Raw genomic sequence first — 13,643 nt, forward strand, 5'->3', positions numbered from 1 at the left:
ACGAACTCCTTGATCACCGGGGCTAGCATCGGTGTGGTGAGCGACGACGTCATCGATGCGCTGCTGCGGGAGACGGGGCGCCTCGATCCGTGCGCCGCCGTGGTCGAGGCCGGTGAACAGGACGTCGACGGGCTCACCGACTACAGCCCGGACGGTCACCAGGCCCGCGCCGATCTCGCCGCCCGCGCCCTGCGCCGGATCGAGACGCTGCCCGCGACCCCGCTGCACGCCCACCTCGCCGAACGGCTGCGCGCCCGGATCGCCTTCCACGACGCCTGGGAGGACCTGCGGGAACTGCACGTGGCGGCCACCGGCCCGCTCCAGCTCATCCGCCAGTGCGTCGAGTCCGCGGTGCCGGGCCGCGACGCCGGGGGCACGGCCTACGAGGACGGATGGGCCCGCGTCGGCGCGCGCCAGGCCGCGATCCCGGCCGCACTCGACGGGTACGGCCAGAGCCTCCTGCTCGCCGCCGCGCGCGGCCACCTGCCGGCGCGGCGTCAGGTGGAACTGGTGACGCGGCGCTGCCGCGCCTGGCTCGACGACGACATCGCCCTGGTGAAGCGGTACGGCGACGGCCCGCAGTGCGCCTCGTTGCAGGCGGCGGCGCAGGACGCGCGGGAGGCGTACCGGAGATTCGCCGCGACGCTCGCCGCGGACCTGGCGCCCCGGGCGCACGACGACGAGGCGTTCGGCCCGGCGCGGTACGCCCTCTGGGTGCGGGCCTTTCTCGGCGCGGAACCGGACCTGCGCGAGCTGTACGCGTGGGGCTGGGACGAGTTCACCGCGATCGAGGCGGACATCGTCGCGGAGGCGAAGGCCCTGGGCGGCACCGTGCCCGAGGTGCGGGAACGGCTCGACCGCCCCGACGCGCCGGGCGTCCTGCGCAGCCGGGACGAGTTCGCCGCCTGGCTCCAGGAGCTGCTGGAGGCCACCACCGAGCGGCTGCACGGCGTCCACTTCGACATCCCCGCGCCGCTGCGGCGCATCGAGTCACGGGTCACCACGTCCGGCGGCACCGCCTACATCGGGCCGTCGCGGGACCTGACCCGGCCGGGCCGGGTCTCGTGGCTGCTGCCCGACGGGCAGGAGCGCTTCTCGACCTGGTGGGCGTACAGCACCGCGTACCACGAGGGCGTCCCCGGCCACCACCTGCACCTCGGCTCGGAGGCGTGCCGGGGTGGCCCCGGGCAGCGGCTGAACCTGCTCGGCGGGCTCTCCGGCGCCCAGGAGGGCTGGGCCCTGTACGCCGAGCGGCTCATGGACGAACTCGGATTCTACGAGCAGCCGGGCACCCGGCTGGGCCACCTGTTCATGCAACTGCTGCGGGCGGCCCGGGTGGTGCTCGACATCGGCCTGCACCTGCGCCTGCCGATGCCGTCCGGCAGCACGCCGTGGACGCCGGACGCCGCGCTGGACCTGCTGCGCGACCGCTGCCACCAGGGGCCCTACGCACCACTGGAACTGGCCCGGTACCTGGGCCGGCCCGGGCAGGCGCTGACCTACAAGGTGGGGGAGCGGGTGTGGCGCGACGGCCGCGCGGCCTTCCCGGGCGACCGGCGCGCGTTCCACAACCGGGCGCTGGAACTCGGTTCGCTGGGACTGGACCAGCTCGCGAGCGCGCTCGCCGTCTATCCGGCGTCGTCGGCGGGCAGCTCCTCCGGGTCGGCCACCCACGCGGAGTAGACGGGCAGGCCGTCCCACGGCCCGCCGGCCGGGTCGGTGGTCACCGCCACCACCGCGTACGGGTGACCGAACCGCAGCTCGGCGACGCGGGCGACACCCTCCGGCGGCATGCCGGCCACCATGCCGAACGCGGTCACCGCGGCGGCCTCGAAGCCGTAGCGGCCGAACCGGGCCACTGCGGACTGCGCGGCGTCGAAACCCGGCGCGGCCAGGCCCAGCAGCTCGCCGAGCGCCCGGGCCGCCGCGTCGAAGCCGAACCCGGGCGCGGTCAGATCGTGCCGGCTCCGCGCCGACCAGCAGGGCAGCACCGCCGTGGCGCGTTCCTCCCGGCCGTCCGCCGCGAACGTGCGGATCGGCTTCTCCCGCACCGTCCACAGCGGCGTCTCGCCAAGCGGCAGGTCGAACAGCGGCCGGCGGTCCGGCGTGGAGTCCGGGATGAGCGCGGCGGCGCTCGCCAGTTCCTGCGCGGCGGCCAGCACGTCGGCGGCGGGCACCTCGGGTGCGGCGGCCACCGAGACCACGAGCATGCCGGCGCCGTCGTCGCCGGTTTGCGCCGGCACCGCGTGCACCGCCACGTCACCGGCCCGGTCGGTGGCCGCCACCCAGCAGCGGTGCCCGGACGGCGGCGTACGCAGCACCCGGCTCAGCCGCCCGGACCAGGCGCTGCCCGCGCCCAGTTCCGTGCCCGGGGCGGTGTCGAACGGGTCGGCCCACGACACCCGGGTGGCCAGGGCACTGGCCAGGATCAGCAGCGTGTCCGGGGCGAGGTCGACCGGGAAGCGGTCGATCAGCCCGCCGGTACGCTCCCGCGCCCAGGCGTCCAGCGCCGCCTGGTCGGGCAGCGCACCACGTTCGGTGTTCTCCGGCAGGGCGGCCCGCCAGGCGTCCAGCTCCGCCGCCGGGGCGAGTTCCCACAGCGCGGTGGCCGCGGCGACCATCGGGTGCGGCGCGGCGAGCAGCGCCCGGGCCTCGGCGGCGGCGTCGTCCGGGTCGACGCCCAGTGCCTCGGCCAGCGCCGCGCGGGCGTCGCCGGTGGCGGCCGGGCCGGTCAGCGCCAGCAGCAGCCAGGCGCCCAGCGGCGAGGCGGCGTGGTGGGTGTCACCGGCGGCGCGGTGCAGCCGCTCGGCGTAACGGGCCAGGGGTGCGCGCAGTGGAGTCACCGCTCCACTGTGCCCGCCGGGACCCCCCGTGTCAGGACCACAGCTCGAACGGTTCGTCGATCTCCGCGCCGGCCAGGAACGCGGGCAGCAGTTCGGGCAGCCGCCCGGGATAGCAGCGCGGCCGCTCGGCGAGCACCTCGGCCAGCGGCCACCAGCGGAACCCGAAGTAGTCCTCCACCTCGTAGTCCAGCCGCAGCGCCTCGTCCACGTCCGGTCCGGGGCCGGGCAGCCGTACCGTCACGACCACCTCGTCCTGGAGGTGCCGGCGCTGCCGGTGCCGGAAGCTGGCCCGCCGCCGCCAGGTGGGAGCGCCCACCTCGTCCGGGCCGATGGCGATGCCGGTCTCCTCGCGGAGTTCGCGGACCGCCGTTTCCCGGTACGTCTCGCCCGGGTCCAGCCCGCCGCCGGGTAGCTCCCACCACACGCCGAGGTCCGGGTGGTCCGGGTCGCGGGTGTGGAACAGCAGCAGACGGTCGGCGGCGTCGAGCACCACCAGCCGTACCGCGCTGCGCTCGAACAGCGGCAGATCGTCGGGCAACTCCACGGTTAGAGAGTAAGGAAGGGCCCCCTGTTAACGCCTCCGGTAGTAGAAGGGCCCCTTATTAACATCGCCCAGCGCGGGGGACGCCCGGGTGCGCCGCCCGGCGCCGATCCCACTCAGCCGGTGTCGACGACGCGGGCCACCTCGCCGGTAGCGGACGCACCCCGCCCGATAGGCTGCCCGCCGTGGCAGGTCTGTTGAAGAACGTGGCGTCGAAGCTCGGCCGGATCACCCGGGTGGCGCCCGCCCCCGCCCGCACCGGCGGGCCGATCCCGGCGCAGGTCGCGCGCCGCCGCCAGGTCAACGCGTTGCAGCGCCGCGAACTGTCGTACGCCCCGGAGCCGGACGGGCAGGCCGACCCGGGCGAGATCGTCTGGACGTGGGTGCCGTACGAGGACGACCCGCGTCAGGGCAAGGACCGCCCGGTGCTGGTGGTGGGCCGGCACAGCCGCACGCTGTTCGGGCTGATGCTGTCGAGCCAGAGCGACCGGGACGGCCAGCGGCACTGGCTGGCGCTCGGCCCGGGGGAGTGGGACCGGGACAAGCGGCCGAGCTGGGTACGCCTGGACCGGGTGCTCACCATGCGCGAGGACGGCATCCGCCGCGAGGGTGCGGTGCTGGACCGGCCCCGGTTCGACCGGGTCGGTGCGGCGTTGCGCGCCGGCTACGGCTGGCGCTGACCACCGGGTAGGGCCCGGGTCAGCACTCCGCGACGAGCTGGCGGGTCGGGCGGGCGGCGCCGAGCGTCTTCGCCTCGTACATGGCCGCGTCGGCGCGGCAGAGCGCGTCGGTGAGCTGCGTGGGGCAGTGCACGGGCGCGAGCCCGACCGAGGCGGTGACCTGGATGCTGCGCGCCCCCAGCGGGATCGGCGCGGCGAGCGCCTCACAGAGCCGCCGGGTGGCGTGCTCGATCCACCAGCGGTCCGCCGTCGGGCTGGCCAGCAGGCCGGCGAACTCGTCGCCGCCGAGGCGGGCGACCGGGTTGTTGCCGGCGAACGCGGCCAGCCGTTGTGCCACGCTGACCAGCACCTGATCTCCGGCGGCGTGCCCGTAGCGGTCGTTCACCTGCTTGAAGTTGTCCAGGTCGAGCACGACCGCGACGAGGGGCTGACCGGCCGGGTCGGTGAGCAGGGCGGCGGCCAGGCGGAAGAACGCGCGGCGGTTTGGCAGCCCGGTGAGCGGGTCGTGGCTGGCGGCGTGCCGCTCGGCGGCCAGCTCGGCCTGGAGCAGCTCGATCTCGGCTTCGGCGCGTAGGGCGCGGCGGCGCAACTGCCAGGCGGAGACGAGCGCGCCCGCCGCGGAGATGCCGGAGGCGATGGTCATCGGATCCGCCAACGCGTCCTCCTCACCGCAGTCCCGTAGCCGCGCGAAGCGGCATCCCCGGGGCCGGGCTCGGGTCACCGTACGTGAGCGAACCGGCACACCGTATTTCGGTTATCATGCTCTCTGTCCATTGCAGATGCAATAGCAGATGCACGTGCATCTCACTCCTCAGTCGACAGACGTCGCCACCCACCGCCCCTCCCCGCGGCCTCGGCTGGCTCATTCCCGAAGGACGCCCATGCAGCAACCCCCGAACGGCGTGCCCGTGACCGAGTTGCCACCGATGCGCTGGTTGAAGAGCCGTCGCAGCAACCCCAGCGGCAACTGCGTCGAACTGGCCGAGCTGCCCGGTGGTGGCGGCATCGCGGTCCGCAACTCGCGGCACCCCGAAGGGCCGGCACTCATCTACACGGTGGACGAGATCGCCGCGTTCGTGCTCGGCGCCCGCGACGGCGACTTCGACCACCTCATCCCGCCGTCCCGTACACGGGACTGACTCCGTCCGTACGGAGGAGTTCACCTCACTGTCGGTTCATGGCATGCTTACTCGTCGGCCGGGAGGGTGCCCGGCCGGTGCGGCCGGGATGCGAGGGCGGTCAGGTGGCGACGGTGCCCGTCGAGGGTGGTCCGACAAGCGGTCCGACAGTGCTGCGCATGTTGCTCGGCGGGCAGTTGCGCCGGCTGCGGGAGAGCGCCGGGGTCAGCCGCGAGACCGCCGGCTGGGAGATCCGCTCGTCGGAGTCGAAGATCAGCCGAATGGAGCTCGGCCGGGTCGGCTTCAAGGAGCGCGACGTGGCCGACCTGCTCACGCTCTACGGCGTCACCGCCCCGGAGGACCGCACCGCGCTGCTCAAGCTGGCGCAGGACGCGAACAACCCGGGCTGGTGGCACCGCTACGGCGACGTGCTCCCGCCCTGGTTCCAGTCCTATCTGGGCCTGGAGGCGGCCGCCGCGATGATCCGCACCTACGAGGTGCAGTTCGTGCCCGGCCTGCTGCAGACCGCCGCGTACGCCCGGGAGGTGATCCTGCTCGGCCACCGCGGCGCGTCGGTGGCGGAGCTGGACCGGCGGGTGGAGCTGCGGATGCAGCGCAAGGATCTGCTGCGGCGCGCGAACCCGCCGCAGTTGTGGGCGGTGCTCGACGAGGCGGTGCTGCGTCGCCCGATCGGCGGCGCGGCGGTGATGCGGGAGCAGATGGACGCGCTGATCGAGGCGACCTCCGGCCCGCATGTGCGGTTGCAGATCGTTCCGTTCGCCGCCGGCGGGCACGCGGCGGCCAGTGGCGCGTTCAGCATCCTGCGCTTCGGCGACGCCGACCTGCCCGACATCGTCTACATCGAGCAGCTCACCAGCGCGATCTACCTGGACAAGCGCGACGACCTCGACTTCTACGCCGAGGCGATGGAACGGTTGTGCGTGGAGGCCGTGCCGCCGGAGCGGACGCCGGAGCTGCTGACCCGCCTGCGCGACGAGCTCTACCCGGCCTGACCGGCTCGATGGCGGGCCGTGGCATGATCGGCGACCGAAGACAGTGGACGGTGGCACGCGAGTCGTGGAGGCGGCCTTGACCAGCGAAGCACCAGGTACGGCACCCGAGTCCGGCCGGATAGACACCACGGTGGCGCACCCCGCCCGCCGGTACAACTACTGGCTCGGCGGGAAGGACAACTTCCAGGCCGACCGTGACTCCGGCGACGCCATGGCCGCGCGGTTCCCGACCATCCGGCTCAGCGCGCTGGAGAACCGGCGGTTCCTGCGCCGCGCGGTGCGCCACCTGGCCGGCGAGGCGGGCATCCGCCAGTTCCTGGACATCGGCACCGGCATCCCCACCGCCGACAACACGCACGAGGTGGCGCAGTCGACCGACCCGCGCGCCCGGGTGGTCTACGTCGACAACGACCCGATCGTGCTGGCCCACGCCCGCGCGTTGCTCACCAGCTCCGCCGAGGGCGCCACCGCCTACCTGGACGCGGACCTCGTCGACCCGGAACGCATCCTCGCCCACCCTGATCTGCGCCGCACGCTCGACCTGTCCCAGCCGGTGGCGTTGATGCTGCTGGCGGTGCTGCACTTCGTGCCGGACGGCGAGGATCCGTACACGATCGTCGGCCGCCTGCTGGACGCGTTGCCAGCCGGCAGCTACCTGGCGGCCTCGCACGCCACCCACGACTACCTGCCGCCCGACGTGGCCGTCGAGGCGAAGGCGGCGGCGCGCGGCGGCGGCCCGCACGGCGTGATCAACCTGCGCAGCCGGGAGGAGTTCGTCCGCTTCTTCGACGGGCTGGAACTGGTCGAGCCGGGTGTCTGCTCGGTGGCCGAGTGGCGTGCCGACGGCGAGCCGGAGCCGCGCCCGTCGGTGATCGACGTCAGCATGTACGGCGGGGTCGCCCGCAAACCCTGACCCGGGGCTGCGTGCCAGGCGGTTGACGGGCCGGGGGGCCGCACGGGCAGACTGGAGGCATCATGTCGCCGTTCACGCCCGCCCTGCGCCTGCACGACCGGTACGTCCTGCGCGAACGCATCGGCCTCGGCGGGATGTCCGAGGTGTGGCGGGCCGACGACGAGGTGCTGCACCGGCCCGTCGCGGTCAAGGCCCTCGCCGGGCAGCTCGCCGCCGACCCGAAACTGCGGGCGGTGATCCAGCGCGAGGCCCGCGCGGCGGCGCGGCTCACCCATCCGCACGTGACCCAGGTGTACGACTACGGCGAGGCGACGCTGGACGGCGGCGTCGTGGTTCCGTACCTGGTGATGGAACTGGTGGAGGGGCAGACGCTCGCCGACCGGCTGGCGGGTGGTCCGTTGGCCTGGCCGGACGCCGTGCGCACCGCCGGGCAGGTGGCCGGGGCGCTGGCCGCGGCGCACCGGATCGGCGTGGTGCACCGCGACGTCAAGCCGGCGAACGTGATGCTCACCGAGACCGGCGCGAAGGTGCTCGACTTCGGCATCGCCGCGCCGGCCGGCCCGCACCCGGTCACCGGGCAGACCGGCGCGCTGCTGATGGGCACGCCCGCCTACTTCGCCCCGGAACGTCTCGACCCGGGCCCGGCGAACCCGGCCGGCGACGTGTACGCGCTCGGCGTACTGCTGTACCGCAGCCTCACCGGCCGGGCCCCGCTGCCGGTGCGCAGCTGGGACGACGTGCTGGACGTGCGGCGCAACCGGCCGGCGGTGCCGTCGCCGCGGGTGCCCGGCCTGCCGCCGGAGATCGCCGACCTGGTGCTCGCCTGCCTGGCGCTGGACCCGGACCGCCGGCCCACAGCGGCCCGGCTCGCCGAGCGGCTCGGTGCGGGCCGCCCGGTGGACCCGCCGACGGCGATCCTGCCCACCGTGGCGCCGGTGGCGCACCCGCCCACGCTCGTCGAGCGGCCCTCTGTCGCCGCGTCCCGCCCGCCGGGGCGTCCCGTCGCGCCGCCGCGTCCGGCGGTCTCGTCGAACCGGCTGTTCGGGCTGCTGGTGGCCGGTGCGGTGGTGCTGCTGCTCGCGGTGGTCGGCTCGCTGGTGTGGGGTGACGGCTCCGGTACGCCGCCGGCCGCCGTGCCCACCGCCGGCCCGTCGACCGGCGCCGCCGAACGGCCGGCCGCCGAGCCCAGCAGCGCCGCACCGACGCCGGCGGCGCCCGAGCCGGTGACGCTGCGTCAGCTCGGCGACCGGTTCGGTGAGCTGCTCGACCGGGCCGAGTCGGTCGGGCTGATCGACCGCAAGACCGCCGCCGACCTGCGCAAGAAGGCCGCCGAGCTGGACCGGGGCAAGCCGAAGGACAGGGGCAAGCGGGTCGAGGACCTGCGCGAGAAGATCGACGACGCGGCCGAGGACGACAAGATCGATGCGGTCACCGCCGCCGCGCTGCGCAAGCTGCTCGACGGCTACGAGCGGCTGCGCGGCGCCGACGAGGGCTGACCCGCCGGAGGCGCGACAGCGCGGATCGTCTCCGTCACCAGGGCCGCGGCCTCGGGCAGCAGCTCCGGATCGGGCGCGTGACCGGCGGCACGGTGCCGCACCGCCTCCGCCAGCCGGTCGAGCGGCCCGGAGACGGCGGCGTACGCGGCCAGCAACTCACCTGCCGCCGCCGCCAGCGGGTGACCCGGAGCGACGGCGACCTCCGCGAGGATCAGCGCTGTCGTCGTCCGGTCCAGCGCCGGCGGCCCCTCGGCGCTGTCGGTCCAGTCGATGACCACCGGACCGGTCGCGGCCAGCATGCGGGCGCCCGCTCGCGCGGTGACGGCGCCCGTGTGGAACGCCTCCACCAGCGTCGGGCCGGTGACCCGGTCGAGCACCAGGTCGGCGCCCTCGGCGTGGTGCACCCGGGGCACCGGATAGCCGGCCCGGTGCAGGTGCCGCATCACCTCGGCCTCGGCCCGCACGTCGCCACCGTCGCGGTAGCGGCGCAGCACCTGCCCGCCGGGCAGCAGCCACACGTCGGCGGTGCGGCCGGTGGCGAGTGGGGTCGCCACCGGGAAGCCGGCCGGTGCCGGGCCGGTGCCCTCCGACGGTGCCATCCCGCCGAGCGTAGGCGATCCGTCCTCAGTGCAACGTCCCGGTGACCACCTCACCGGCGCCGGTGCCGGCACGGGCCACCGGCTCGCCCGCCGGTGACCAGATCCCCGAGCCACCCGCGGCCCGCGCGTACCCGCCGCCGGTCGAGCCGGCGAAGCTGGCCGTCACCACCCAGACGCCGTGCGCGGCGGCGACCCGGCGGGCACGCTCGTCCGGCACCGCCGCGTCGTCGGCGGACTCCAGCACCCCGGCCAGGTAGGCGTCCGCGCCGAGCGCCACCGTCGCCGCCGCGTGCTCCGGCGTCCCGGTGTCCTTGCACACGGCAAGCCCCAGCCGCCAGCCGTCCACATCGAGCACCGCCGGCTCCCGGCCCGGCCGCATGTGCCGCGGCTCCGCGCCACCAAGGCACATCTTCCGGTACGCCACCCGCACGCCCTCGCCGTCGACGGCGAGCACCCCGATGTGCGGCCCGGGCACCGGCGCCCCGGCCAGCGCCAGGGTGCCGGTTTCGGCGCAGGCCGCGCGCAGCGGTGCGAGCCGGGGATCGTCCGGGTCCAGCGGCGCGGCGGTCAGCTCGTAGCCGGTCAGTGACATCTCCGGGAAGACCACCACCCGGGCCGACGCGGCGCGTACGGCCTCGGCGTGGCGTACCGCGTTGCCCTCGACGTCGTCGGAGCGGGTGAGCGGCTGGGCGACGGCGATCCGCAGCGGCGTACGCATGACGTACACGATAATGGTTTCCATCACGCGTGGCCGTCCCCAGCTTCGCCCCGTAACGTTGGTCCGATGATCGGAAACGCACAGCTGCTCGCCGGCCCCCGGGTGAGCGCCGCGCGGGCGGCGGAGCCGTCCGGCGACGGAGTGGCCGGCTGGGTCACCGGCCTGATGGAACGGCTCGGTGGACCGGGTGCCGGCCTCGCGGTGGCGCTGGAGAACCTGTTCCCGCCCATCCCCAGCGAGGTGATCCTGCCGCTGGCCGGCTTCACCGCGAGCCAGGGCAAGATGAGCCTGGCCGGCGCCATCTTCTGGACCACGCTCGGGTCGGTGGTGGGCGCGCTGGCGCTCTACTACATCGGGGCGGCCCTCGGGCGGGACCGGATGCGCGCCCTGGCCGCGCGGCTGCCGCTGATCAAGCTGGAGGACGTGGACCGCACCGAGGCGTGGTTCCTGCGCCACGGCGTCAAGGCGGTGTTCTTCGGCCGGATGATTCCGATCTTCCGAAGTCTCATCTCCATCCCGGCCGGGGTGGAACGGATGCCGGTTCCGGTGTTCCTGCTCTACACCACGCTGGGCAGCCTGATCTGGAACACCACGTTCGTGCTCGCCGGCTTCCTGCTCGGCGAGCAGTGGCACGTGGTCGAGGCGTACGCGGGCACGTTCCAGAAGGTCGTCATCGTGGCCGTGGTGGCCGGGCTCTGCTGGTTCGTGGTCAGCCGGGTCCGCCGCTCCCGCCGGATCGCCGCCGCGCCGCCGGAACCGGAGCCGGCTCCGCAGTCGGAGCCGGCCCCGCAGGGCACCGTCTACCGGGGCGGCTGGTACACCCGGGCGGAGGACTGAGCGCCGGCCGGGCACGGTGGGTAGAGCGGGCGGGTGCCGGCGCCGGCGGCCCGGGCGGCCTCGTCGCTGAACCGGCAGCCGAAGTCCGGCGCCGCCACCGCGCGCCGGTCGGTGACCGGGTCACCGGCGGGGCGCTTGCCGGTGCGCACCCAGCGGACCAGGTCGTCCCAGGCGGCGCCGGCCTCGGCCGGGCTGAACTCGCAGTGCTGCGCGGTGCGCACCGCCCGCTGCACCAGCAGCCGGGACCGGCCGTTGCGGGCGACGTCCCGGGCGTACGCCTGCTCCATGCCCAACGGCACGAACAGGTCGCCGAGGCCGTGCAGGCTCAGCACCGGCGCGGTGGGCCGCCCGGCGATCCGGGGCACCTCGGTCAGGCCGGGTGAGAGCCGCTGGCGCAGGTTCTCCGGCGCGACCCGCCGCACGGTGGCGTTGAGGTTCACCGGCTGGTTCGGCGTGTACCTGGTGAACAGGTTCGTGGCGAGCTGGCCGGGACGCCGGGCGGGGGAGCCGTCCGCCTCGCTGACCGCGATGCCGAACAGGAAGTCCTTCCAGATCGCGAACGCGGCGTCGGTGCCCGGCCGCGGCCCGCCGGAGCGGTCCACGGTGACCGCGCGTAGCTGCTTGCCGAGGTCGTTCGTGGTGTCCGGGCCGCCCGGGGTCAGCCCGGCCAGGCCGAGCGTGACCTGGATCCGGGGCACCGCCGAGGTCAGGTAGTCGGGCGGCGTCGGGTACGCGCGCACCCCGGCCAGCGCCTGCGCGGCCAGGTTGTAGTCCAGGAAGAAGTCGAACAGCTCCTGGTCGCCGAGCACTCCGCACATCGGCAGCGCCCCGGCGTAGAAGCCCGGGTACTGCTCCAGCGACCGGCCGATGACGTGGCCGCCCATCGACACCCCGGCGACGAACACCCGGTGCGGGCGCCGGACGGTACGGGAGAACAGGTCGGCCAGGGCACGGGTGCCGCGTACGCCGGAGCGCACGTCGTAGCCGTTGCGGTCGTACGACGACGACGCCCACGCGTACCCCTGGGCGACCAGGCGCTGCCGCAGGTCGAAGCCGGGCGGCTCCGGCGACAGCTCGGTGCCCTGCCCGCGGTAGCCGTGCGCCCACATCACCAGCTCGCCGTTCCAGCGCCTGGGGATCTCGATGATGTATCCGGCGTTCGCGTGCACGCCCTGCCGCACGGTGGTGGCGGCGTCGTTCACGACCAGTGGCGGCAGCGGCGGGTTGACGATGGTGTAGCCGGGCAGCGGGCCGCTGCCGTCGGCGCGGCCGCCGGCGGCGGCGGGCGCCGCGCCGGTGAGGCCGAGCGCCAGCGTGAGGGCCGCGCCGACGGCGAGCAGCCGGCGGCGGACGGGTGAGGGCTGCATCGCTGCTCCCCGGGGGGACGGGTGCCACCCCGGGACGGGGGGTGACGACGCGGGACGGATGCCTACCGGCCGGTAGCGCACTGAACCTAGGCCGGGGGTCGAGCACTGTCAATCGCTGACCGGCCGCTCGGTCTGCGTCCGTCCCGCGGTCCGCTCAGACCAGGCCGTGCGCCAGCATCGCCTCGGCCACCCGCCGGAAACCCTGGATGTTCGCCCCGGCCACGTAGTCGCCGGGCAGGCCGAACTCCTCGGCCGTCGCCCAGCACCTGTCGTGCACGTCCCGCATGATCTCGCGCAGCCGCTGCTCGGACTCGCCGAACGTCCACGTGTCGCGGCTGGCGTTCTGCTGCATCTCCAGCCCGCTCACCGCCACCCCGCCGGCGTTTGCCGCCTTGCCCGGGGCGAACCGCACCCCGGCCCGGCCGAGGATCCGCACCGCCTCCGGCGTGGTGGGCATGTTCGCCCCCTCCACCACCGCGACGCAGCCGCCGGCGACCAGCGCGGCGGCCTCCGCGCCGCCGATCTCGTTCTGCGTGGCGCAGGGCAGCGCCAGGTCGCAGGGCACCTCCCAGACGTTGCGGTCCGCGACCGCCACCGCGTTGCGGGCGTGCTCCGCGTACTCGGCCAGCCGGCCCCGCCGCTGCTCCTTCAGCTCGCGCAGCAACGCCAGGTCGATGCCCTTCTCGTCGACCACGTAGCCGCCGGAGTCCGAGCACGCCACCACGGTGCCGCCGAGCTGGTGCACCTTCTCGATGGCGTAGATGGCCACGTTGCCGGAGCCGGACACCACGACCCGCTTGCCCTCCAGGCTGTCCCCGGCCTGACGCAGCATCTCGTCGGCGAAGAACACCGCCCCGTACCCGGTCGCCTCGCGGCGCACCTGCGCGCCCCCGTACGCCAGGCCCTTGCCGGTGAGCACGCCCGCGTCGTACCGGTTGGTGATCCGCTTGTACTGCCCGAACAGGTAGCCGATCTCCCGGCCGCCCACCCCGATGTCACCGGCGGGCACGTCGGTCTGCGGGCCGATGTGCCGGTACAGCTCGGTCATGAAGCTCTGGCAGAACCGCATCACCTCGCGGTCGGAGCGGCCCTTCGGGTCGAAGTCCGCGCCGCCCTTGCCGCCGCCGATGGCCAGCCCGGTCAGCGCGTTCTTGAAGATCTGCTCGAAACCGAGGAACTTCACGATGCCCAGGTAGACCGACGGGTGGAAGCGCAGGCCACCCTTGTACGGGCCGAGCGCGCTGTTGAACTCCACCCGGAACCCACGGTTGACCCGTACCCGGCCCTGGTCGTCCTCCCACGGCACGCGGAAGATGACCTGCCGCTCCGGTTCGCAGACGCGCTCGACCACCTCGGCGTACTCCGGATGCCGGGCCAGGGCCGGACCGATGCTCTCCAGTACCTCGCGGACCGCTTGGTGGAACTCCGGCTCTCCCGGGTTCCGGGCGACCACGCCGGCGAACACCGACTCGACGGTCTCCGGCATCACGGGCACCTCCTCTCGCCTGGGACGCAGGC

At 74.6% G+C, this 13,643-nt stretch carries 14 protein-coding genes; 7 read left to right on the forward strand and 7 right to left on the reverse strand.

What is annotated here, in order from left to right; genetic code table 11:
* Positions 1–36: 36 nt before the first annotated feature.
* Positions 37–1,683: a DUF885 domain-containing protein gene (locus tag AB0C17_RS12630; RefSeq protein ID WP_357470959.1), complete on the forward strand. Its 1,647-nt coding sequence runs from the start codon at positions 37–39 to the stop codon at positions 1,681–1,683.
* Here AB0C17_RS12630 and AB0C17_RS12635 read toward each other — a convergent pair.
* The gene (locus AB0C17_RS12635) at positions 1,629–2,843 is read right to left on the reverse strand and encodes a hypothetical protein (RefSeq protein ID WP_357470956.1); all 1,215 of its coding nucleotides are present in this window, start codon (positions 2,841–2,843) and stop codon (positions 1,629–1,631) included. The genes AB0C17_RS12630 and AB0C17_RS12635 overlap by 55 nt on opposite strands.
* Before the next feature lie 31 nt (positions 2,844–2,874).
* Positions 2,875–3,387 carry an NUDIX domain-containing protein gene (locus AB0C17_RS12640; protein WP_357384031.1) on the reverse strand — a complete coding sequence of 171 codons (513 nt, stop codon included), beginning with the start codon at positions 3,385–3,387 and terminating at the stop codon, positions 2,875–2,877.
* 182 nt (positions 3,388–3,569) lie between these two features.
* Here AB0C17_RS12640 and AB0C17_RS12645 point away from each other — a divergent pair, with 182 nt between their 5' ends.
* The gene (locus tag AB0C17_RS12645; RefSeq protein WP_357384034.1) at positions 3,570–4,064 is read left to right on the forward strand and encodes a type II toxin-antitoxin system PemK/MazF family toxin; all 495 of its coding nucleotides are present in this window, start codon (positions 3,570–3,572) and stop codon (positions 4,062–4,064) included.
* Positions 4,065–4,083: 19 nt separating this feature from the next.
* Here AB0C17_RS12645 and AB0C17_RS12650 read toward each other — a convergent pair whose 3' ends face one another.
* Positions 4,084–4,719, reverse strand: coding sequence for a GGDEF domain-containing protein (locus AB0C17_RS12650; protein WP_357384036.1), 636 nt, complete (start codon positions 4,717–4,719; stop codon positions 4,084–4,086).
* A 226-nt stretch (positions 4,720–4,945) separates the two neighbouring features.
* On the opposite strand from AB0C17_RS12650, the gene AB0C17_RS12655 reads away from it, so the two are divergent.
* The 4 genes from AB0C17_RS12655 to AB0C17_RS12670 all read left to right on the forward strand — a co-directional run bounded on the left by AB0C17_RS12655 (position 4,946) and on the right by AB0C17_RS12670 (position 8,604).
* Positions 4,946–5,203 carry a DUF397 domain-containing protein gene (locus tag AB0C17_RS12655; RefSeq protein ID WP_013285958.1) on the forward strand — a complete coding sequence of 86 codons (258 nt, stop codon included), beginning with the start codon at positions 4,946–4,948 and terminating at the stop codon, positions 5,201–5,203.
* A 104-nt stretch (positions 5,204–5,307) separates the two neighbouring features.
* A complete protein-coding gene (locus AB0C17_RS12660; protein ID WP_357471231.1) occupies positions 5,308–6,195 on the forward strand; it encodes a helix-turn-helix transcriptional regulator in 888 nt (295 codons plus the stop codon).
* A 76-nt stretch (positions 6,196–6,271) separates the two neighbouring features.
* On the forward strand, positions 6,272–7,108 hold the full coding sequence (locus AB0C17_RS12665) for an SAM-dependent methyltransferase (RefSeq protein WP_357470953.1): 837 nt from the start codon (positions 6,272–6,274) through the stop codon (positions 7,106–7,108).
* Between the two features lie 62 nt (positions 7,109–7,170).
* Positions 7,171–8,604 carry a protein kinase gene (locus AB0C17_RS12670; RefSeq protein WP_357478433.1) on the forward strand — a complete coding sequence of 478 codons (1,434 nt, stop codon included), beginning with the start codon at positions 7,171–7,173 and terminating at the stop codon, positions 8,602–8,604.
* Here AB0C17_RS12670 and AB0C17_RS12675 read toward each other — a convergent pair.
* Complete coding sequence (locus AB0C17_RS12675; protein WP_357478436.1) at positions 8,571–9,203, reverse strand: phosphotransferase; 633 nt, start codon at positions 9,201–9,203, stop codon at positions 8,571–8,573. The two genes, AB0C17_RS12670 and AB0C17_RS12675, sit on opposite strands and share 34 nt — an antisense overlap.
* A 25-nt stretch (positions 9,204–9,228) precedes the next feature.
* Positions 9,229–9,921 (reverse strand): carbon-nitrogen hydrolase family protein, encoded by a 693-nt coding sequence (locus AB0C17_RS12680; RefSeq protein WP_357384044.1) that lies wholly within the window; start codon positions 9,919–9,921, stop codon positions 9,229–9,231.
* A 66-nt stretch (positions 9,922–9,987) separates the two neighbouring features.
* On the opposite strand from AB0C17_RS12680, the gene AB0C17_RS12685 reads away from it, so the two are divergent.
* Positions 9,988–10,758, forward strand: coding sequence for a DedA family protein (locus tag AB0C17_RS12685; RefSeq protein ID WP_357384046.1), 771 nt, complete (start codon positions 9,988–9,990; stop codon positions 10,756–10,758).
* Here AB0C17_RS12685 and AB0C17_RS12690 read toward each other — a convergent pair.
* Both AB0C17_RS12690 and gdhA read right to left on the reverse strand, forming a co-directional pair.
* On the reverse strand, positions 10,722–12,125 hold the full coding sequence (locus AB0C17_RS12690; protein WP_357478439.1) for a hypothetical protein: 1,404 nt from the start codon (positions 12,123–12,125) through the stop codon (positions 10,722–10,724). The two genes, AB0C17_RS12685 and AB0C17_RS12690, sit on opposite strands and share 37 nt — an antisense overlap.
* Before the next feature lie 154 nt (positions 12,126–12,279).
* Positions 12,280–13,611: an NADP-specific glutamate dehydrogenase gene (gdhA, locus tag AB0C17_RS12695; protein WP_357384050.1), complete on the reverse strand. Its 1,332-nt coding sequence runs from the start codon at positions 13,609–13,611 to the stop codon at positions 12,280–12,282.
* Positions 13,612–13,643: the final 32 nt, after the last annotated feature.

It is taken from the genome of Micromonospora sp. NPDC048887 (genome assembly GCF_040649715.1).
GTDB lineage: Bacteria > Actinomycetota > Actinomycetes > Mycobacteriales > Micromonosporaceae > Micromonospora.